The 21,872-nt window shown below is 72.3% G+C and carries 14 protein-coding genes; 6 read left to right on the top strand and 8 right to left on the bottom strand.

What is annotated here, in order from left to right:
* Positions 1 to 18 precede the first annotated feature (18 nt).
* The 3 genes from ACX114_RS16700 to ACX114_RS16690 are packed head-to-tail and all read right to left on the bottom strand — an operon-like array spanning position 19 to position 3,654.
* Positions 19 to 1,932 (bottom strand): glycosyltransferase, encoded by a 1,914-nt coding sequence (locus ACX114_RS16700; protein ID WP_459299081.1) that lies wholly within the window; start codon positions 1,930 to 1,932, stop codon positions 19 to 21.
* Positions 1,929 to 2,660 (bottom strand): PIG-L deacetylase family protein, encoded by a 732-nt coding sequence (locus ACX114_RS16695; RefSeq protein WP_459299080.1) that lies wholly within the window; start codon positions 2,658 to 2,660, stop codon positions 1,929 to 1,931. The genes ACX114_RS16700 and ACX114_RS16695 overlap by 4 nt, the downstream gene beginning before the upstream one ends.
* A complete protein-coding gene (locus tag ACX114_RS16690; protein WP_459299079.1) occupies positions 2,653 to 3,654 on the bottom strand; it encodes an isopenicillin N synthase family oxygenase in 1,002 nt (333 codons plus the stop codon). The genes ACX114_RS16695 and ACX114_RS16690 overlap by 8 nt, the downstream gene beginning before the upstream one ends.
* 349 nt (positions 3,655 to 4,003) lie before the next feature.
* Here ACX114_RS16690 and ACX114_RS16685 point away from each other — a divergent pair, with 349 nt between their 5' ends.
* From ACX114_RS16685 to ACX114_RS16665, 5 genes are all read left to right on the top strand, one after another.
* Positions 4,004 to 4,396, top strand: a complete 393-nt coding sequence (locus tag ACX114_RS16685; protein ID WP_459299078.1) for a PEGA domain-containing protein — start codon at positions 4,004 to 4,006, stop codon at positions 4,394 to 4,396.
* Between the two features lie 40 nt (positions 4,397 to 4,436).
* Positions 4,437 to 6,389 (top strand): serine/threonine protein kinase, encoded by a 1,953-nt coding sequence (locus ACX114_RS16680; RefSeq protein WP_459299077.1) that lies wholly within the window; start codon positions 4,437 to 4,439, stop codon positions 6,387 to 6,389.
* A 230-nt stretch (positions 6,390 to 6,619) separates the two neighbouring features.
* Complete coding sequence (locus ACX114_RS16675; RefSeq protein WP_459299076.1) at positions 6,620 to 7,786, top strand: hypothetical protein; 1,167 nt, start codon at positions 6,620 to 6,622, stop codon at positions 7,784 to 7,786.
* Between the two features lie 144 nt (positions 7,787 to 7,930).
* Positions 7,931 to 8,854 (top strand): serine protease, encoded by a 924-nt coding sequence (locus ACX114_RS16670; protein WP_459299075.1) that lies wholly within the window; start codon positions 7,931 to 7,933, stop codon positions 8,852 to 8,854.
* Between the two features lie 35 nt (positions 8,855 to 8,889).
* A complete protein-coding gene (locus ACX114_RS16665; protein ID WP_459299074.1) occupies positions 8,890 to 9,849 on the top strand; it encodes an alpha/beta fold hydrolase in 960 nt (319 codons plus the stop codon).
* Between the two features lies 1 nt (position 9,850).
* Here the strand turns inward: ACX114_RS16665 and ACX114_RS16660 are convergent, their stop codons facing one another.
* Entirely contained in the window at positions 9,851 to 11,293 is a 1,443-nt protein-coding gene (locus ACX114_RS16660) for a GspE/PulE/PilB domain-containing protein (protein WP_459300183.1), read from the bottom strand.
* Positions 11,294 to 11,352: 59 nt separating this feature from the next.
* On the bottom strand, positions 11,353 to 11,742 hold the full coding sequence (locus ACX114_RS16655; RefSeq protein WP_459299073.1) for a VOC family protein: 390 nt from the start codon (positions 11,740 to 11,742) through the stop codon (positions 11,353 to 11,355).
* A gap of 27 nt (positions 11,743 to 11,769) precedes the next feature.
* On the opposite strand from ACX114_RS16655, the gene ACX114_RS16650 reads away from it, so the two are divergent.
* Positions 11,770 to 13,125, top strand: a complete 1,356-nt coding sequence (locus tag ACX114_RS16650; protein ID WP_459299072.1) for a DUF4388 domain-containing protein — start codon at positions 11,770 to 11,772, stop codon at positions 13,123 to 13,125.
* Here ACX114_RS16650 and ACX114_RS16645 read toward each other — a convergent pair.
* From ACX114_RS16645 to ACX114_RS16635, 3 genes are read right to left on the bottom strand one after another with little or no spacing between them, the layout of a single operon-like run.
* Positions 13,109 to 16,195, bottom strand: a complete 3,087-nt coding sequence (locus ACX114_RS16645; protein ID WP_459299071.1) for a hypothetical protein — start codon at positions 16,193 to 16,195, stop codon at positions 13,109 to 13,111. The two genes, ACX114_RS16650 and ACX114_RS16645, sit on opposite strands and share 17 nt — an antisense overlap.
* Positions 16,196 to 16,219: 24 nt before the next feature.
* Positions 16,220 to 19,855, bottom strand: a complete 3,636-nt coding sequence (locus tag ACX114_RS16640) for a flagellar motor protein (RefSeq protein WP_459299070.1) — start codon at positions 19,853 to 19,855, stop codon at positions 16,220 to 16,222.
* On the bottom strand, positions 19,852 to 21,756 hold the full coding sequence (locus ACX114_RS16635) for an Ig-like domain-containing protein (RefSeq protein WP_459299069.1): 1,905 nt from the start codon (positions 21,754 to 21,756) through the stop codon (positions 19,852 to 19,854). The genes ACX114_RS16640 and ACX114_RS16635 overlap by 4 nt, the downstream gene beginning before the upstream one ends.
* Positions 21,757 to 21,872 lie beyond the last annotated feature (116 nt).

Raw genomic sequence — 21,872 nt, 5'->3', positions numbered from 1 at the left:
AGGGATTCCATCAGGGGCTCAGCCGTGGGCCGCGCTCCAGTCGGACACGTCCTGCGCCTCCTCCTTCGGGAAGCGCAGCAGCGGCAGCAGTTGCTCGCGGATGAGCGGCTCCCAGCCCAGCCGCTCCGACAGCGCCCAGCCTGTCGCGAGCAGGAGGCGGCCTTCGTGCGCGTCGCGCGGAAGCCTCCGCACCACCTCCTCCGCCACGCGCTCCGCGGTGCGCAGCTCCTGTTCCCGCAGCACGCTGGCGGGCAGCGCCTTCCAGGCCTCCACCGAGTGCGCCACGCCCGCGGCCCGCGCATCCGCCACCGGGTCCGACACCACGAGGTTCGGATGCGCGGCCTCCGACAGGCCCTGCCGCTCGCACACCGCCTTCAGGGCACGCCGGGCGCCGCTGACTCCGGAGATGACGCAGATGGCGCCGCAGCCCAGGGCCTCCAGCTGCGCCAGGCCATAGGACTCATACAGCGACTGTCCCAGCGACACGTCCGTGGCGCGGTGCAGGTCATCCCGCGTGAAGTCCAGGCCCGCGGGCCACGTGGGCTGGTTCACCAGCGCGATGTGCAGGCCCGAGTCCTTCGCGTTGAACGCGTCCACTCGCGCCTTCAGGGTGCGCAGGTTGTCGGACGGCTCCGCCTCGTTCCACTCCGTCACCATCACCAGCAGCGCGGGCTTGCGCTCCGGGGGCAGCAGCGTGGCCAGGTGCTCGCACACGTCCACGTCGCGCCAGAGCCCCTTGCAGACCTCGTCCCGCGCGATGTGCGTGAGCAGCAGGCGGAAGTCCCTGCCCCACGCCTTGCGCGCGTGGGCCAGCACCTTCGCCCGCGCGGCCTCCTTCGCGTCCCAGCCCGTCTCGATGGGCCGGTGCCCGTGGGGCACCACCGTCACCGGCTGGAGCGCATAGCGCGCGTCCAGGAACCGCAGCTCGTCCGCCACGGACGCGCTCACCGCGCCCACGCGGTCGCACAGGTGGCCGTTGCGCAGGATTTGAAAGTTGGGCCAAGCGCCCACGGGGTACACCTCGTCCAGCGTCCTGCCCTGCTCCAAGCCCAGACGCTGAATGTTGTAGAAGCGCGCGTCGGACGCGCCCTGCCCTTCCTGGCCGTACTCCACGAGCACCCGGGGCGTGCGCACCTCGCCCGCGTAGTACACGGTGCGGCACCAGCGCCGCCCATCGAGCAGCGCCTTGTACGCGAGCGGCAGCGACAGGTGCTCCTGCGCCAGGATGACCGTCCCCGCTGCGTCCTTCGGGCGCAGCCGCTCCAGCGCGTCGAAGACGGGCTCCGCGAGCACGATGGCCAGCATCGCGTCGTGGTCCAGCGCGGGCGCGTCCATCAGGCCGTGCCGCACGGCCTTGCGGAACAGGCGGTTGACCCAGGGCGCCGCGCCCAGCCGCGTGCCGAAGCGCTCGCGCCACATCCGCGACAGCCCCCGCCACGCCGCCGGACGCGGGCCCCGGCAGTCGAACGGGAGGTCCACCCCGAGCAGCGTGTGCAGCCGCGCGAGGAAATTGGGCAGCGTGCCCATCCTCACCCGGTAGCCCCGGAGCACGTCCGTGAGGTCCACGAGCAGCACCTCCACCGGACCGCCTGGAGCGTCGCGCCGCCCGTAGACGAACGACACGTCGTGCTGCTCCTCCACCGGCCGGAAGACGCGCTCCCACCGCTCCGGGTTGTCCCGGCGCAGGCCGCTGTAGAACACCTCGCCGTGCGCCTCCAGGTCGCGCGCCAGCGACTCCTCCGGCGCGTAGCTCCCCAGGCCGCACGGCCGCACCGTGGGGCTCACCAGCAGCGTGCGCGGGAAGGCCCGCCGGTACTCGGGCTCGGACAGGAGGTGCTCCAGCACCACGCCCATCCCGCCCAGCGTGCGCGTGGCCTCATAGGAGAGGTGCACCAGCATGTCCCCCTCCGCCCAGGGCTCCCGCGTGCTCATGGCGCCACCGTCCAGACGCGCTCGGCCATCCCGCGGCCCGCGCCCAGCCGCCGCGCGTGCGCCTCCACCGCGGGCAGCGTCTGGGGCTCCAGTTGGCTCGCGTAGAAGGACAGCCCGCGCAGCTTCGCGGACCACAGCGTCGTCACGTCCAGACACCGGGGCGACAGCCCGAGCGCCCACGCGTAGTCGACGATCTCATCCTCCGGGTGGTGCGCGGAGTAAGGCAGGTCCTCGTAGTAGACGACGTTGTGCCCGCCGCGCAGGGCCCGCACCGCGTCGCGCACCATCAGGTGGTCCACGTGGCTGGAGATGCCCAGCGGCACGTAGCAGATGGCGTCCGGGGACACGCTCGCCAGCACCTCGCCCAGCGCCAGCATCACGCGCGAGGCCAGCGCCGCCCGCGCCTCCTCCGCCTCGGTGGGGCCTCCCGGCGGCGCGCGCAGGCTGGTGTCGCGAAAGCCCAGGTGCACCAGGTCCAACCCATGCGCCCGGGCGAACCGCCGGTCCTCGCCCATCCGCAGCGACGTCACCGCCATGGCCCGCGACGGGTCCACCGGCAGCACGAACTCCCAGCAACTCTGGGAGAAGACCGTGACGAGCGTGGGCACGATGCCCCGGGGCACGCCGAGCAGGCTCGCGTACGCCCCCAGCGCCACGTCGTCCGGATGCGGGGAGAAGAAGACGTGCTCCGGCCCCTCGTCCCTTCCGTTGCGCGCAAGCTCAGCCACGGGCGCCTCCCGCGAGCCGCGGCGCGGGCCACGCGTCCAGCGGCAGGTCGTGCAGGTCGCCCTCGGGCGTCACGAAGCCCAGGATGACCACGCGCTCGCCGTCGTTGTGCACCGTGTGCCGGAACGCCCGCACCGGCGCGTCCAACTCGCGCGTCAGCCCTTCGGAGAAGCGGCCGGAGGTGATGAGCCAGTGCCCCTCGTCGTTGGGCATGAGGCGCGGCGTGTTCCCGTCCAGCCACACCAGCCCCGGGCGGGACTCGCCCAGGTTGAAGGTGAAGAAGCTCTTGTCCGAGTGCGGCTCCGACGCGTGCGCCACCACCTCCCGCCTGCGCCGCGCGGTGCTGGGCGCGTGGTACTTCACGAACCGCACCGCCCCTTCCGTGCGGCGGCGGAACAGCCGCGTGAGCCCCCCGGGGCGCAGGCCGTAGCCCAATTCCAGCGCCTCCAGGAGCACGACGCCCACGGCGTGGCAGGCGTCGTACGCGTCCTCCGAGGCCTCCAGCAGCTCCCGCACCGGCTCCGGCACCAGGCGGCGGCGGAACACCGTCCACGTCGCGGGCTTGGCCATGAAGGCCTCGATGGGCTGCCGCACCACCGGCGACTCCGGGTACCAGGTGGCGTTGTAGCCGGTCTCGAACACCGTGGCCGCGGGCAGGAGCGCGTGCAGGTACGGGTGCGCCAGGAGCGCGTGCTGGAAGGTCGCCTCGTACCGCTCGTACATCCCCGCCAGGGCGTGGCGCTCCAGGAAGGCCGTGGGCCGCTCCAGGTAGAAGAAGCCGCGCTCGGACAGATGGGTGATGAGCCGCCGCGCGAAGGACTCGCGCTGGCGCGGCGTTCCGGACACGAAGTCCTCCAGCTTGAGCGGCCGGATGTCCGCGAAGCGCTGGGGCTGACGGCGCACGAGGCCATCCCGCGCGGAGGTGAAGGGTCTGGGTGGCAGGGACGGGGCCGGTGTCCGTGGCGCGGTGGCGGGCATGGGATGTCGGGTCGTCATGGGTGGGAATCAGGCTGGAACGTGTCGCAGGCTACGGGTGGCGTCTGACATGCGTGGATCCCCCCGGACACGGACCCGGGTCCAATGCCTCTCAAACCCAGTCACCTCCCAGGTCGCGTGGCACACACGCACCGTCACTCACGCGCGCGGGGCTACACGGCGCGGACAAGGGCCATCCGTCCACCTGGTGACATCGCATCTTCCCTCTGGGAAATGACCCGGACCGGTGGGTCCGGAAGACACCTCCGGGGAGCGCTGTTTTCACCGGTTTGTACGAGTGGGAACAACGATTGCGACGCGGGGGCCGGTGCCTTGACGGAGGTCCCCGCGCTCGCGCCCAATTCCTGTCATGCCTCCGCATCCGAGACGTCTGCTCATCCCGCTGCTCATGGCCGGCACCTGCGCCTGTGCTGCTCGCGCGCCTGTCTCCCGGGACGTGGAGGCCCTGGCGCTCCTGCGGATGGAGTCCATCCGTCCGGCGATGCTTCCCGCGCCCCGCGTGGTGCGCGTGGAGCGCCCGGTGACGACGGGGCTGCGCCTGGACGTGATGCCGGACCAGGCGCGCGTCTTCGTGGACGGCCGCGCGATGGGGCTCGCGCGGCAGTTGGGGACGCTGCTGCCGCTCTCGCCCGGGGTCCACCAGGTGAGCGTCCGATTGGAGGGCCACGACACGTGGCGGGCCGAGGTGATGGTGGGCGACCGGCCGGAGCCCATCCAGGTGACGTTGACCGCTTCGCCCTGACGCGAAGCGCACCTTCAATCCGAAGGGGGGAGGCACAGCCGTGAAGCTGCCAAAGAGAAAGGGCCGGCTGTTCCGGTTGCCGTTCGCGGATGCGCCGGAGTCTCGCGCGCGGCTGTGGAAGAGCATGACGGAGCACGGTCTGTTCGTTCCCGAGGACACGCCGCAGCCCATCGGGACGGAGTTCGCGCTCCAGGTGGCCTTCCAGGGGGCTGGCCCCGTGGTCTCCGGCCGCGTGCGGGTGATGGAGCACGGCGTGTCCGGCTGGGTGCGCGGCTACTTCGTGAAGTTCGTCGCGCTGGATGAGGGCAGCCTCCCGCTGCCGCTGAGCCCTCGCGAACCGGTGGCTCCCGCGGCGGTGGGGGCTCCCGCCGCGAGCACGTCCGCCGGTGCGCCCTCGAGGAACGCGGAGTCGTGGCGGGAGGAGCCGACGCCGGTGGGCATCCGGCCGCGCTCCACGGTGGAGGGCGTGTCCGCGCTGAATGACTATTCGCACCTGGAGCTCTTGCACGCACGCGACCCGGAGGCGTGGCAGGGCGGGCTGCGGCCGTTCGACGCGTTCGGGCCGTACCAGTTGCTCCAGCGATTGGGCGCGGGCGGCATGGCGGAGGTGATCCTCGCCCGGCGCACGATGGCGGTGGGCGTGGACAAGCTGGTGGCGCTCAAGCTGGTGTTCCAGGAGTACGCGCGGCACCCTCGCCTTTCGGAGTTGTTCCTCACCGAGGCGCGGCTGAGCGCCACGTTGCAGCACCCCAATGTCATCCAGGTGTTCGACGTGGGCAGCGCGGCGGGCCGGCCCTTCATGGCCATGGAGTACGTGCACGGCCGCAACGGCGCGGACCTGGTGCAGGCACTGCGGCAGCGCGGGCGTCCTCCTCCGGTGGCGTTGGCGGTGACGATCGCTATCGAGCTGGGCAAGGCGCTGGAGTACCTGCATGGGCAGCGCGACCTGGACGGGCGCCCGCTGAACCTGGTGCACCGGGACGTGAGCCCGGGCAACCTGCTCGTGGGGCTGCATGGAGAGGTGAAGCTGGTGGACATGGGGGTGGCATCCGCCAGCATCGCCAGTGGGAATGACCTGCTGGTGGTGGGCAAGCGCGCGTACATGGCGCCGGAGCAGACCGCTGGAGTGCGCCCGGATACCGCGTGGGACATCCACGGCATGGGGCTGGTGCTCTATGAGTTGCTCACGCTGCACCGGGCCTCGGAGGCCGCGAGTGGCACGGAAGGACCTTCCGGGCTGTTGAAGCCGTCGCACTTCAATTCCCAGGTGACGCCGGAGCTGGAGCGGCTGGTGCAGTGGGCCACGTCGCCGGATCCATCCGCCCGAGCGCCCAGCGCGAAGGTGCTGCGGCATGCGCTGGAGCGCGTGCGGAGCACCCTGCCCCCCTTCGACCTGGTGCGGACGATGCACGAGCTGTTCGGCGAAGCGCTGGACCGGGCCCGGCGCGAGACGGAAGTGTTGATGGGCACCGCGCGGGGCAAGGACCGGCCGCACGCGTTCCCGCGCTACCGCCGATGGCGCATGGCCGTGGAGCAGCGCATTCCGGTGGCCGCGAAGCTGGCGGTCGCGCGGCATGGAAGGGCGCTGCGGTGGAGCGCGCTGGCGCTCGCCATCCTCTGCGCGACGGGTGCGGCGTTGATGTGGCCCCTGCGCGCGAGGGAGGCGGAGCTGGCCGGGCACCTGTCCCGCGCGGACCGGCTCATCGCGGTGGCGAAACTGACGGGTGCGGGGGAGGACACGGCGCTGGCGCAACTGCAAGCCGCTCGGTCGCTGCGGCCCGGAGATCCGCGCGTGCGTTCGCGACTGGCGGCGTTGGCGGATGCGTTCGAACGGCTGGCGGCGGAGGCCACGCAGCGCGGGGACGTCACGGAGGCGATGGCGCATCTGCGCGCCGCGCTGGAGGCGGCACCGGAGCGGAGCGCGACCCGCATCCAGCTCCGGTTCCTGGAGGAGGAGCTTCGCAAGGCCCCTTCGGGTTGGAGGGTGCGATGAGCGCGGCCCGTCCATGCGCGAGCGCCTGGCAAGGCGACCTCACGTTGAATCCGGCGATGGGCGTAGGCCATCCCCCTGGGACCACGGCTGCATTGGAGATCCACCGGACATGGGGGCTGCGTAGGACTGGGGGCATGAGGGCTTCCGGGCTTCCGCGTCAGTGCGCCTTGGGGTGCGTTCTGCTTCTGATGGTCGCGGGCTGCTCGCGAACTTCGGAGGAAGCGGGCGCGGTGGAGACCGTGTCGCGGGAGCTGTCCGCCATCGTTGCCACCTGTGCTGTCGCGCGTGGCCCTGTCGAAACGCTGCGCACGGCGAATGCGTACTGGGAGCCGTTCGAGGCGGGCGCCACGTTCCGCTCCGGCGATTGGGTGCGCACCGGGCCGGATGCGTCCACGCGCATCGAGCTTCGGGGCGGTGGCCGCATCGAGTTGGAGGAACGCACCGTGGTGCTGGTGGAGCGGCCCGCGCCTCTGGAGAGCGGCGGTTCGGTGGTGGCCCTGGAGTCAGGGACCGCGCGGGGGCTGCTGCCTGAAGACGCGCTGCCCGATGGTCCGCTCGTGCTTCGCGGCGACAACGGACGGCAGGTGGCGCTCACGGTGGAAGCGCACGCGGGCCCCACGGAGTTCCGCGTCACCCGCACCGCGCGCGGCATGCACCTCAGTGTCTCCCGTGGACGGCTGCTGCTGTCCGAAGGCGCGCACCGCCGCACGCTCGAGGCCGGCACCTGGCTGGACGTCGCGCGCGGCCTGGAGGACTCCGAGCATGACGGCCCGCCCTTCCCCACCAGCCTCTCGCCGGGCGTGGACGCGCGCATCGCGTGGAGCTCGGAGCTGCGCATCCCGTTGAGCTGGAAGCCGCTGGAGAGCGCCCGGAGCTACCAGGTGCAGGTGGCGCGCGACATGGGCTTCACCCGGCGCATCGTCGACACGCAGGTGGAGGGCCCGGACTTCACGTTCGTCCCGCCGGAGCCCGGCATGTTCGTCTGGCGCGTGTCCGCGCTGGATGAGGCCGGACGGCCGGGTGAGTCCGGCTTCGCCCGCCGCATCTTCGTGGAGCGCCAGCGGCCCCGGGGCCTGCTCGTCACGCCGCGCGATGGCCATGAGGTCCCGGATGGCTCGGCCTCCGAGGACCTCGTCTTCGCGTGGCAGTCCACGGGCGGTGAGCCACGCTACCGGCTGGTCGTCGCGCGAGACCGCGAGCTGCGGCAGCCGGTGATCGTGCGCGAGGGCAGCCCTCAGCAGGTGGTGCTGCCCGGCCTGGCTCCCGGTGAGTACTACTGGGGCGTTTACGTGTCGGAGGATCCGCCCGTGCCGCTCTTCCAGAAGGCTCGCAGACTGGTGGTGCGCGGGCCGTCCAGGGTACTCTCACGCGACGCGCTCCTCCCCATGGACCCATGAGCCCTGCCATCCACTGACGTGTCATGCACTTCCGCTGACATGTCACACGGCGACGTGCCGTCGCATGTTCAGGGCGGACACCCAGGACGCACGCACGCGGCACGTCGATTGCTCTCCCGATCCGCACCTGGAACAGGAGAGTGCATGCGCTTCATGAGCGGAGTCGTCGTCGCGGTCGGTCTTCTCGGGTGCGGTGGTCCGGAGGCCGAGCAGTCCCCCTTCGAACCCGTGGGTCGCACGGCCCAGGAGATCGTCGGAGGCGTCGAGGCCCGGCCGAACTCCCACCCCTGGATCGTCAGCCTGCAGCAGTACGGCAGCCATTTCTGCGGAGGCAGCCTGGTGCGAGTGAGCGCTACCAAGGAGGAGAGTGACATCGTCCTCACCGCGGCCCATTGCATCTATGACGGCTACGCCAACGTCACGGCGTCCGCCGGGGCGCATGACCTGTACCGCCCCACGGCCACACAAGTGACCGCGGGGGTGGCGGTGGCCGTCCACCACCCCCAGTACAATCCGGACACGACGCTGAACGACATCGCCGTCCTCAAGCTCGACAAGCCCATCAAGTTCGACACGAGCGTCGCCGGGGCTTGCGGCCAGTCCTCGGGCATGCGCCCCAACCTGGCCCCTCAGCTCGCGGGCAGCAACACGCGCGTCCCTGTCTGCCTCCCAGCCTCCGGAGTGCGCGTCGCTGAAAACACGATGGCGACGGTCGCGGGCTGGGGCCTGACACGCGAGGGCGGCTACGACACGTCCAGCATCCTGCTGCAAGTGGGCGTCCCCGTCCTCGGGCATCAGTCCGTCGCCAACAGCTACAGGCCAGAAGGAATCGTCATCGACGAAGCGGCCATGTTCGGGGCCGGGTATGCGCAAGGGGGCAAGGACGCATGCCAGGGCGACAGCGGCGGACCGCTCGTCGTCAAGGGCTCCCAGGGCTACGTGCTCCAGGGCATCGTGAGCTTCGGGGTGGGCTGCGCGCGGGCAGGACTGCCCGGCATCTACACGCGGGTCTCCAACTACATCCCGTGGATCCATACGCAGATCCAGAGCCTCAGCGCCGTCAGGTAGGGCGCGCGCGACCTTCCACTCTTATGATGGCCGGCATGTTCGTCGCTCTTGGAGTCCTCGCTGGCGCCGCCGTGCTGGTCCCCACCGCGCGCTGGTGGCTGATGCACCGGGTGGGCACGCCCCGCGCGAGCGAGCCCTTCGACGGACGCGTCTACCGGGTGGGCAAGGCCGTCATCGCCGAACGGCGCTGCGAGCAGCCCCGCGCCACGGTCATCGTCATGCACGGCTTCGTGGCGGACATGCGCTACTTCACGCACCACTACCGCGAGCCCGACCTCCAGCTCATCCTGCTGACGAGCTGCGACTACCACCTGCCCATCACCGACCCTCGCGAGGAGTCCGCCCCCTGGGCGAAGGTGCCAGCGGAACCGGAGGGCACCATCGCGCATGACGCCGCGGTGCTGGTGCAGGCGCTGGAGCACCTGCCCCGGACGGACGTCGTGCGCGTCCATGGACATTCGCGCGGAGGCGCCGTGGTGCTGGAGGCCGCGAAGCTGCGGCCGGACCTCTTCGAACGGGTGGAGGTGGTGCTGGAGGCGCCCGTGCTCCCGCAGGTCCGCCCCTACCGGAGCCTGACGCCCTCGCAGTTGTGGCTGCTGCCGTTCCTCATCCCACTGTGGCGGCTCGCGCCCATCGCGAAGCACAACCGGGGCGCGTGGGGGCCGCTGGAGAATGCTCGCAAGCGGGAGCTCATCATGGCCTTCCCGTTCAACCCCAAGCGGGTGGCGACGATGATGGCCAACCTGCGGGACATCGAAGCCTGGAGTCAGGCGCGCGATGCGTCCCTGTTCGGCAACGTGCGGCGCGGCACGGTGCTCGTCCCGGGGAAGGACCGGGTGCTGGAGTCCGCGTCCATGAGGGAGAGCGCCGGGCGCGCGAAGCCGGGGCTCAATGTGGTGGAGCTGGACGGGTGCAGCCACTTCGTCCTGTGGGACCGTCCGGATGCGATGCCCGTGCTGGCACCCACACCTGAACGGTCCACTGGAGGCGAGTGAGCTACGCGCTCTTGCGACGCCGCATCATCGCCTCGTACGAGCGGCCCACGCCCTGGGAGAGGATGAGCAGCTCGCCCACGTCCGGCGGGGTGAACTGCTCCGCTCCGTTGTCCACGTAGAGCAGGTGGACCACCTTGCCGCGCACGAGCAGCGGCAGGATGACCGCCGTCGAGGGGAAGCCTCCGCCGATCAGGCGGTAGAACATGCCCATCGCCGCGTCGCGCTTCACCGGGCCGACGAAGTGGGAGCGCAGGTCGCGCACGAGGCGGAAGGTGCTCTGGTCGCGCAGCGGCACGCCGATGCGGCGGACACCTTCGTCGCTCACGCCCTGCCCCATGCCGTGCCAGCCGGTGACGAGGTTGCCCTGCACGGACAGCAGCAGGCACCGGCGCCACTTGCCCATGGCGAAGCGGAGCACCGTGCGGGCCACGTCCTCGCGGTCCGAGCTGCGCCCCAGCTCCGCCTGGGCCTCCGGGAACGTGAGCGGCGTGGGAGGAGGGGCCACCGGCTTCGCGGCCACGGGCGGAGTCGGCGCGGCTCCTGGAGGCATCGCGCCCGGCGCACCGGCCTGGGCCGCGACGTGCGCGGGCACGCCCTGCGCTCCCGCCTGCGCCGCGACGTGCGCGGGCACTCCCTGCCTCGCCGCGCCCTGCCCCGCCGTGCTCGCGGCACGTGCTGCTTGCGCGGGCACTCCCTGCGCCGGGACGGACGGAGCGATGTGCGCGGGGATGTCCACTCGCGGCGGCACGGGCGCTCCGGGACGCGCCTGCGCGGGCATCGCGGGCCGGCCCTGGGGCGGCGCGGTCACGGGCGCCTCCACCACCTCCTCGCCGGTGATGATGATCTCCCCTTCCAGCACGTCCGCTTCGGCATCCGAGCCGCCGCGCAGCGCCTGCGCGTAGACGGACTGGAACTCCTCCTCGCTCATCAGGTCCGGCGGCCGCTCCGCCGCCTTCTGAAGCTCCGCCGCCGCGCCCTTCGCGGGCCTCGGCCGGACCGCGTTCATGTCGATGGCCCGCAGCTGCCGGAACGCCTTCGCGTGCCGCCGGAGCAACTGGTTCATCCGGAACTCGGGGATGACCACCGGCACCACGCGCTTGCCCGTTTTGAACGCGATGGCGTCCAACGTCGTGAAGTCATGCGGGTTCACCACCGCGACGCTCAGCCGCGTCGCGTCCGCCCGCATCGGCAGGTACTCCTTGTCGTCCGCCTCGTTGGGGTTCACCAGCGCCACGGCCTTCGGGTCGGGCACCATCTCCCCGGACGCGTAGGCGCAGTTGTGAAGCCGGCCCAACGCCTTGGCCAGGTCCTGCTCGGAGAGGAGCCCCAGCTCCACCAGGTTCGTCCCCAGCCGGCCGCCGTGGACCACCTGCGACTCCAGCGCCTCCTCCAGCCCCGCCGCCGACACGAGGCCGTCCTTCACGAGCAATTCACCCAGGCGCATGGGGCCGCTTGTAGCCATGCCCCGTCACCCTCCGCAAGCACCCGGCCGGGCACGCACCCCTAGTCGTCTGGATGGTGGCTCAGCCCCACCCGGTTGCCCTCCGGGTCCCGCACGTAGAGCGTCCAGCGCGTCTCGTGCTCCAGCGGCACCCCCGCGCGGGCCAAGGTCTCCACCACCCCACCCCGCGCCTCGCGGGGAATCCGGAACACGAGCATCAGCAGCCCCGGCGCCGGATGGCGGAACGGCACCACCTCTGGCGTCCCGTCCACCGCCTCGATGGCCAGGAAGGCGCCCCCGGGGACGCCTACCCAGATGCTCCGCAGGGTGCCGTCCTCCCGCAGGTGGCGCTTCAGTTCCGGAAAGCCCAGCAGGTCGCGATAGAACGCCGTCACGCGCTCCACGTCCTTCGCTTGAATCGCCACGTGGTGGAAGCCCTGAACGTCCGTCATGGAGTTGATGGTAGGGTCTGCCGGCCCATGGCGCGACTGCTCATCGTGGAGGACAACCAGGAACTCGCCTCCCTCATCGCCACGGTCGCGGAGACCCGAGGCCATGAGGCGCTCACCGTCTTCACGGGTGAGTCCGCGCTGGAGGCCCTGGGCCCCCACTCGCGCTTCGACGCCGCGCTGGTGGACCTGCTCCTGCCGGACATCCGCGGCAGCGAGGTGCTGGGAGCCCTGCGCGCGCACGGCATCCCCGCCATCGCCGTCAGCGGTGTCTACAAGGGTGACCGCTTCGCCCAGGAGGCCATGCAGGTCCACGGCGCCTGTGCCTTCTTCGAGAAGCCCTTCGAGCTGGACGTCGTCATCAGCGCGCTGGAGGAGGCCGCCGGCGTGCCGCCCGTGACGCACGGAGAGCTGCTCGACGAGGTGGACCTGCTCGTCCTGGAGGAGCTGGTCCAGGAGACGCCCACGGAGGAGGAGCCCGCGCTCGCGTCCGCACTCGCCCCGTCCGAGCCCTCCGAACCCACGCCCCCGGAAGAAGCCCCCGGCGTGTCGGAGGCCCTGCCCCTGCCCTTCGCGCAGCGCGATGCCGTGTGGACGGAGGCCGCGCCCGCGCCCGTGCGTCAGCGGCGCCAGTTGCCGGAGTGGTCGCTCGGCGGAGACCTGGCGCACACGTCGGTGCCGAGGCTGCTCAACGCCTATTACGAAGCGCGCCACCACGGTGAGCTCAAGCTGCGCCAGGGCACGGTGCTCAAGGTCGTCTACTTCGAGGCGGGCCGCGTGGTGTACGCCGCCTCCAACCTGGCCCCGGAGCGCTTCGGCCGCTTCTGCCTGCGCAAGGGCGCGCTCACGGAAGCCCAGCTCGCGGAGGCCGCGGGCTACGCGCGCGAGCACTCGCTGCGCACCGGCGACGCGCTGCTCAAGCGTGGCCTGCTCAGCCCCAAGCAGCGCCGTCAGTTGCTGGAGGAGCAGGTGAAGGACATCCTCTGGTCCACCTTCGCGTGGACGGAGGGCGGCTATGGCTTCAGCCCCATGCGGCCGCAGCGCGCGGACCTGGTGCCGCTGTCGCTCTTCCCCGGCGACCTCATCCTGGAGGGCGTCACGCGCACGGAGACGCTGGTGGCGCTGCGCCAGCGCATGGCGCCCGGACGCCGCCTGTTCCCCACGGCGGATCCGCCCTACGGCCTGCACGAGCTGAAGCTGGCGGGGCCGCAGGCGATGCTGCTCGCGTTCGCGGACGGCACGAAGACGGTGGAGGACCTGCTCGCCCTCACGGACCTGTCCGAGCGTGAGGCCCTGGCCACCCTGCGTGGCCTGGAGCTGTCGGGCGTGCTGGAGGAGCGTCAGCAGACGCCCAACCGCCGCCAGCGCATCAGCTTCGGGCTCTGACGCCCCGCCGGCGCCGCGCGGCCCACGCCAGCGCGCCCAGCCCGAAGGCCGTCACGCCCGAGCCTCCGCCGGAGCACCCGCATCCCGACGTGGAGGCAGGCGGCGGCTCCGCGTGCGACACGACGACCGCGCGCAGCGACGCCGTGCCCGTGTACTTCGGCGGAGCCAGGAGCGCCGTGCGCACCACGTACGTGAGCTTCGCGGTCGCGCCCGCGGGCAGCGGCACTGGCGCCACCTCGAAGTGCTGCGCGGACGCATCCACCGGCGTCACCGGCTGGCCATTCAACGTCATGCTCTGGGGCACCACCTGCGCGCCGGTGACGGTCTCCCGGTAGTGGATGGAGCTCACGTCGCAGGCGGTGTCGTTGCGCAGGGTCACCGTGACGCCCACCTGGCCGGAGTTGATGCCCTCTCCCGTCTCCGTGCGCCGATCCACCGTCACGAAGGGCCGCGCGCCAATGCGCACCGCGTGCTCGCGCGCCGCCCCGCTGGCGCCCTCGCCCGTGGCCGACACGTCCAGGGTGACGAGCTCGCCCACCAGGGACTCCAGCTGCGTGTCCTCCGTGGCCAGCGACACCGAGTCCCCCTGGCCAACGAGCGACGCCAACGCCGGCCCGCCGTCCTGGGTCCACCTCAGGTCCACCGCCGAGCAGGCCCCTTCCGGAATCGTCTGGCGCAGCGTGCCCCGGGCGCCATCGCCGCAGGTGGCGATGAGCTCACCGCTCAGCTCGCCCAGCACCACGTCACGCGCCTGCCGGGAGAAGTCTTTCGTCGCCTCTGGCGCCACGACGCCGCCCTCGTGAACGCGCGCGCGCACGGTGTAGTTGGCGCTGCCGCACATGGGCGGAAGGTCCAGTGCGAAGTCGCCGCCGCCTCCGGTGGCCGTCCACGTGTCGAACACCTTGCTGGGGTCGTCGCGGTCCTCCAGCGTCACCACCGTGGTGAGGGGACGCATGCCCGTGCAGTTGAGCGGCGGATCCGTCTTCACGTGGCCGCGCAGCATGCGCTCCTCCGCCGGCTCCAGGTCCACCAGGGTCTTCACCGATTCCAGGGGCACCCAGCGCGGCTTCACCGAGACCTCCACGTCGGAGGAGGCACTGTCGAGGGCGAAGCCGTCCACGGTGATGCGGTTGAAGGCGCGCAGCTTCAACTTCAGGGGCTCCGCGCAAGTCCCCCCGGCGAGCAGCACGGAGTTGCCCTCGATGGGGTCCTGGCCCACGGGACGCTGGTCATTGCCCTGGAGGGCCGTCACCGACACGTTCGAGGGATTCTCCAGGATCGACCAGAACGTGGACACCGGCGGCAAGCCTGGCGTTCCGGGAGTGCCCCCGCACACGTGGGTCGCCTGGGGAAGCAAGGCCGTGCCGGAGAAGACGTCGCGCGAGGGGTTGGTGAACGGCGCCTCCGGGGGACCCCAGGGGTGGAGCCGCACCGGGACGGTCGTCGCGGGGGAGTCCCACGTTCCGTCGTTCGCGGTCACCGCGTAGTTGTAGGTCGTCATCCCCGGCTTGCAGCGGTCCACCAGGGAGGAAGGGGGCATGAACGTGGCCACGCCCGCCTTCACGTCGAGCCTGGGGGCCGCGGGGGGCGTCGTCCAGGTGTAGCTGACGGGCTCGCAGCCGGTGGTGCCCCGCTTGGCGGTGAAGGTGCCGGAGGGCCCTCCCATGAAGAAGTCGTTGCTCGCCGCATCCACCTGGGGCGCTCCAGGCTTGAGCGTGTGGTTCAGCACCAGCGCCACCACCTTCGACGTGTCGTGCGCGCGCAGGCCGTCGGAGGCCACCACGTCCAGGTACGACGTCTGGGACGCGCAGATGCCCGAAGGCGCGGTGAGCGTCAGCTTCAGCCCGCTGTCCTCGCGCGAGTCGAGCGGCGACTGAACGACGGCGATGGGACTGCCCGCGCGCACGGTGGCGGACAGCCGCACCGCGTCCCCGTCCGGGTCGCGCAGCTTGAGGTCCACGCTCTTCGTCTCGCCCTCGTCCACGCCGAGTGTGGAGGGCAGCTCGCTCACGGTGGGAGGGCTCGCGTTCCGGTAGATGAGGACGTTCTGCGCGGGCCCGTTGAGGATGGCGACACAGTAGGACGCATCCGCGCAGGCCAACCGCAACGCGGCCTGGGGGATGCCCGTGGGCAGGGACGTGTTCTGCCGCCAGAGCGTGCCCGGGAGGGCGGGCGGAACCACCGGCTCCGCGCTGTACGCCGCCACCTTGCCGTCCTGCTTGAGGAACAGCAGCCCGAAGCCCGTCCCCGCGCTGGAGCCGCTCACCGTGTCGAACGCGAGCGCGTCGACGTCGGACACACCGGGGGCCAGCGGGATGGACTCGAACGGGACGATGGGGCCGCCCAGGGTCCCGCGGAAGAGGTCCGCTTCGTTGCCGAAGAACGCGAGCGGCTGATCCGGCGTCGCGCCTGGCAGCAGCGCCACGCTGTGGGCCGCTTTCGCCGGGACGATGCCCGTGGCCAGGGAGTAGAGCCCGGTGGTGCCCCGGTACCAGAGAAAGGCGGCGGTATTCGAGGGCTGGGCCACGGCGAACAGCGCCTGCGGCAGGCCATCCGACTGCGGAGGCAGCACCGCGAGCTGAGGCTGGGCGCTGAGGCCCGTCTCCGAAGGCGTCAGGGCGCCCCACTCGGCCATGCCCTCCTTGGGGAGGAGCGAGGTCCGAAACTGCGGTGTCTGCAAGGGCCCCTCGGCGGCGACGGCATACCCCACGCCCCCGTCCGCCGTGACGCGCACCGCGCGCACCTGGAGGTCGTTGCCCTCATCGGGGAACAGGCGCTTGCCGTCATCCGCGGCCGAGCAGCCACCCACGCTCTGGAGCGTCCCGTCCAGACGGATGCCCACCACACAGGTGGATCCGCGCAGGAAGCTGCCGACCATGCCCACGTTCAGGGTCGTCACGACGCCATCGCGCGACACATACAGCTGGCCGTCGGTCGCCACGGCGAAGAAGCCGGGCCGGAAGACCGTCACGTCCTTCGGGGTTCCCGCCTGGGTCTGGATGTGGGTCCACTCCGCGCGAGCCACGCCCGCGTACAACCCCAGTCCCAGGAGGATCCACCCGACTCGCACGTTCGTCTTCCCTCTGCCCGGCGACTACCAGGCCACTTCCGCCCGGAGATAGAGGCGATCCGGAGCATCCTCCGATTCGGCCTCCAGACCCAAGCCGCTGAAGCCCAGGACCGTGTACCCCAGGGCCACCCGCAGGCGCTCGTCCAGCCGGTAAGCCACCTCCGGCCGGATCGCCGTCAGCCCCTGGTCATCCGCCGCCGACGTGCGCCGGGCCGCCTCCACCGCGACCTCCAGTCCACCCAGCAGCCGCACCGAGGGCCGCAGCGTGCCCGTCCACACCCAGCGGGAGGACTCGCCCAGGCTGGAGCGTCCGACGTGCAGGCCGGACGCCACGGAGAGCCGCTCGCCCAGCCGCACCGCCGGCATCAGCGACACCGTCTGGAGCACCCGGTCCCCGAAAGCGAAGCGGGCGCCCGGGGACAGCTCGCGCGTGAGGCCATAGCGGGCCACCACCAGCCAGGGACCGGGCCGCCAGACGAGCGCCGCGAACCCTTCCGCGAACCGGGCCTCCAGCCCATCCCGGCCCGCCGTGTGCGCGAAGTCCAACCGCCCGGAGGCCGTTACGTCCTTCATCAACTGGCCCTCCGCGGCCAGCGCCAGCACCACCTGCGTGCGGTCCACCGGGCCGGAGGCGCCGCGCGCGGGAGTGCCCTCTTCGTGGCGCAGCTCGGCGCGCACGTCCGCGCGGAAGCGCTCACGCAGCCACTGCGCGGACACGCTGGCCACGTCGCGCGTGAGGTCGCTCTGGATGTCCAGCGGGTGGCGCACGCCGCGCTCGTAGCGGGCCCCCAGGTTGAGGCCGCTCTGGCCCACCGCGTACTGGAAGCCCACGGCGCGGGCCTGGCGGATCGACATGGCGTCGTGCGCGCTCACGTCCTCCACGAACAGGGTGGTGCCGTCCCCCACCTCCGTGCGAGCCCCCGTCACCGCGCGGCCCAGGCCGAAGTCCGGCCCGTCCACGTCCACTGAGTAGCCGCCGTAGTAGGTCTCATTGCCGCGCCGGGCGCGCGCGTCCAGCCAGACCTGCGGACCCAGCTCCGGCCCCCAGCCGCCCTTCACGCCCACGGACGTGTCGTTGTCCAGGTTCACGTCCACGCCCGCGGAGGTGAACGTGTCGTTCATCCGGCCCAGGCCCGAGCCGCGCTCGTGCAGCCGCTGCCGGTGCCCCGCGGACACGGTGAGGCGGGACGTCAGCACGCGGGACACCGATACGCCCAGGGACGTCCGGCCACCTTCGAGCGCGGCGCCCTCGCCGGGCACCTCCGTGGCGCGCAGCCAGCTGTCGCGCAGCTCCAGGCGCACGGTTCCTTCGTCGCGCTCATAGGCCACGGCGGCGCCCAGCGTGCGGGCACCGAAGGGCGTGTCCTCGAAGGGCAGGCGCGGATCCGCCGAGCGGCGCTCGTCGCCCAGGAGCGTGAGCGCCAACGGGCCCACGGGCTGCGTGACGCGCAGGGACAGCTGGCGGAAGCGGGCGGCATCCAGGTGCGCGCCGTCGGAGAAGCCCTTGGAGCGCTCGCGCCACACCGCCGCCACGGCGCCACCGTGAGCGGGGCCCAGGACTCCAGGGCCACTCAGGCGCAGGGTCACCGCGCCGCCGTGGTCATCCTGCGTGCCCACCGGGCGGAGGAAGGACAGGCCGCCATCGTCCGACACGCCGAACACGGAGGACTCCACCGCGAGCCCCCGGCTGCTCGCGGCCTCCGCGAGGAGCGAGTAGCCCCACAGCTCCGTCTGCCCCCGCCCCGACAGCAGTTGGAAGGGCGCACCCAGCCGGCGCTCGCGCACGGCGGACAGGCCGACGGTGGAGTCACGCCAGCGCGCCCAGGCCTCGCCGCCCACCGAGTCGCGCGGGTCGCCCGTGTGCAGGACGGCGTAGTCCACGACGAGCACCGGCTCCGGCGCCTCGGTGAGCGCGTCCGTGCGCAGGAGCGACGCGCCAGCGAGGAACGACAGCGGGCGCGCGAGGAGGATACGGCCCGCGAGATAGTCGATGTCGTAGTCGCGGCCCCGGATGAGGTGCTGCTCGCCCAGCGGCAGGCCGGTGACGCCGTCGCGCACCTCCACGCGCACCAGCTCGGAGCCCTCCGCCACGGTGCCGCCGCCCAGGTAGTAGAGGCTGCCGCCCGTGGCCCGCAGCTCTTCATGCGCGGGCGTCGCGGCCAGGCCGCGCGTGGGGTCCACCAGCCCGCCCGCGAACGCGTCCAAGCCCACGCTCACGGGGCCCAGCTGTTCGCGCAGCTCCGCGTAGGGGCCAAAGAGCGGGCGGTGGTAGCGGCCCACCTCGCGGTCCTGCAGGAGCGCGCGGTAGGTGCCGAAGCCCGCGCGGCCGTACTGCTCATGCCGCGCTTCCAAACGCAGGCGCCCCTCCGTGGGGTTGGGCGTGAGGGACACGGAGTTGTCACCCCACTCCGCCGGAGCGAGGTCGGGGTCGGGCCAGCGGTCGAAGCGCTCGGGCCTCCGGGGACGCAGCCAGTCCGCGAGCGGCGCGTCGTCCAGTTGGCGTAGGTCGGTGTCGGTCAGGTCCAGCTCGCCCACCACCTGCACGGGGCCCAGCCAGGCCTCACCGTGGAGGGCGCCGCGGCCCCGCAGCCGGAAGCCCCCGCCGGCCGGCGCGAGGCTGGCCTCCACGTCGAGCAGGCCCACGACGAAGGGCTGGGCACGCGCTTCGACCGTCACGGACACGGCGATCCCTGGCCGCTGTGGCGGGGCCAGCGAGAGGGGGACCGTGTTGCGTCCCGACACGAGCCGCACGGGCAGGCGGACCTCGCCTTCGGGGACCGCGACGAGTTGAGTGTCCCGGGTCGTCACCTGGGTGCCGGGGGCCACCTCCAGACGCAGGAAGGTGTCTCCCGTGGGCAGGGGGGCGTTCGGGGACAGCCCGTGCACGGCGCCCACGCGCACCTTCTCGCGAGGGATGACGATGAAGCCGTGCTCACCGCGCCGGACCACGTCGAAGGACTGCTGGGTGAACACCACCGCGCCATCGGGCGAGGTGGTGTTGATGGCGATGACGTTGTCCCGGCTCGGATCCAGCAGCACGCTCGCGAGCCACGCGCCGGAGTCGTCCACGGTGGCATCCACGTCGCCCGCGCGGACCCGGTCTCCGGGAGAGGCCTGGCCGCTGATGAGGAAGCGCAGTTTGCCGTGGTCGGCGGCGCGCGCCTCGGGAGGCCGGCCGGAGGCAGAGGTGGGGGCCGCGTGAGGGCGCGTGGGTGGAGTCCGCACGGCGAAGTCCTGGAGGGCGGCGGCGCCCCACGGCACCTCCACGGTCGCGACGCGGGGGACCACCTGGCTGGACGTCGGAAGGCTGCGCGGATCCACCTTCAGCGCATGGCGGCCGGGGCGCAGGTGCGGACCGCCGGTGAGGTCCGGCACGCGCGAGTCCACGCCGGTGAGGTGGTAGCGGCCGAAGGCATCGGTGCGTACCTCACGGCCGGTGGCCAGCACCAGGCGCACGTCCGAGAGCCCAGGCTCATCGGGTCCACAGAGCCCATCTCCGTCCACGTCCACGCAGACGCGCCCGGCGATGGTCGACGCCTGCGTGGGTAGATCCGCGGACAGCGACTGCGCGGACGCCACGGTCGACAGCAGGAGCAGCGCGAGCAGGACGCCCACGGTCGAGCCCGTCAGCGAGGCCCTCCGCCACGCCCCGACGCTCAAGGCCGCACCTCTTCCATCGCCGTCACGCCGGTGCGCACGTCCGCCACCGACACGCTCACGGGGCCCTTGGCGCCCTGCACGGTGAAGCGCGTGAGCCCGTCCTGCATGGACACATCGCCCTTCTCACCCTCGGACAGCGCGACGTGCACCGGGCGATCCTTCAGCACCTGGCCGCCCGGGTCCTCCACCCAGCACGTCACGCGGGCACCCTCCACGCGCACGCGCACGTTGACGGGCAGCGGCGGCGCCAGTTTCACCGACGTATCGATGCGCTCGGGCACCAGCGGCTCGGACTCCGGGAACACTGGCCCCTGGGGGCCCAGCACGTGCACCGTGACGTCGAGCCCCGGCCACACGGCGTGCGACACGCGCACCTTGCCGGGCACCCACCCGCTCACGGACAGCGTCCCGTCATCCCCCGTCACCTGCTCCTTGCCGTTCACCCGCAGCGGCTGACGGGGCACCGGCCAGCCCGCCAGGTCCACCACGCCCGCCACAAGCCCCGAAGGCACCCGCCACACCGCGAGCCGCGCGGGCTCCGTCCCGAGCGGACCGTATGCGCGCGCCATCACGTGCGTGCTCTGCTGGGACCCGTTCTCCGGCGCGGTCCACGGGACCGTGAACGTCCCCGGAGGGGACTCCACCGGCGGCCCCACGGTCCCCTCGGAAGAGGCCACATCCACCTTCGCGTCCGGCCGAGGCTGCCCGGCCGCGTCCCGCGCCGTCACCACCACCCGCGCCACCGAACCCGCGTGCACCGTCGTCTCGGACAGCGACACCGTCACGTCGCGCACCGGGCCCCGCACCAACTGCATGGGCAGCGACTCGCGTGACCCCGGGCCCCGCTGCGGCCATGCCGCCTCGATGAGCTCATCCGCCGCGAGCTTGCGCGGCGCCGTGTAGCGCCACTCCAGCATGCCGTTCGTGTCGCGAACGGGCCCGGCCAGCCGGCCGTACTTCGCTTTCACCGTGACGCGCGCATCCGCCACGGGGAGCCCCTTCGGATCACTCGTCGCGCATAGCAGCCGGGCCTGGGACGCGCCGTCCGCGGGCAGCCGCTCCGGGTTGAGCACGCACGCCAGGCCATCCGTGGGCGGCAACTGGAGGTCGATGGCGATGCGCTCCACGTGGCCCGTTTCGTCCTTCACCTCTCCGCGGGCCAGCGGATAGCCGGGAGGAACCACCAACGGCAGGACGAAGCGCCCTGCCGCGTCCACCGGCGCTGGCCCGAAGCGCGTCCCCGCCACCTCCAGCGACACCTGCCCCCCGGGATCACTCCGACCGGGCAGGTTCACCGATGCCGCCAGCGGAACCAGCAGCCGCCCATACGCCCCATGGACCGACTGCGGATGTGGCCACGCGGACAGCGCGACGAGAATGGCCGCCTCGGGAAAGCGCGTCGACGGCAGCACGTAGCGGGCGGTGTACGTGCCCGGCCCCGTGTGCTGGAGCCCCTCCACCTGCCCGGTGCTCGCACGCAGCACCGGCGGCGCGCCGCTGTCATCCGGCGTCCCATCCTGCCGGAGCCGCTTCACGGTGAGCGTCGCCTCCGTGTCGCGCCCCTTCACCGGCAGCGCGGGCTCCAGCGACAGCTCCATGCGGCTCGCGGGCGGCCCCACGTCATAACGGCCCTGGGCCTCCTCGCCGTCGCCCTTCACGCGCACCACCACCTCGCGCGCTTGAGCCTTGGGCACCACGACCCAGGTGCGCAGCGGCGGCGCCTCCGGTCCGGGCTTGAGCTCCGCGCCCTCCGCGGTCACGGAGGAGGGGGTGAACGCCACCGGCTGGCCCCCGGCGTCCCGGCGCACCACCGCGACCGTGAAGCCCTCCGGCGGCACGGGCGCGTCCGGGCCGAGCAGCTCCAGCGAAGCCGCCCAGGCCGGGGCAGAAACCAAGATCAACGCGGAGAGCAGGAGACGTTCCAGGGCGTGCCGACTCTACAAGGCCCTCCGCCGGGACGGCACCACTTTGGTACCATGAGCCGCACGAAGGCGGTCCCCTTCGTCACGAAGGGTGC

This window comes from Corallococcus sp. M7, from assembly GCF_054512695.1.
Note: the sequence above shows the minus strand (reverse complement) of the source record. Positions and strands in the feature narration are given on the sequence as shown.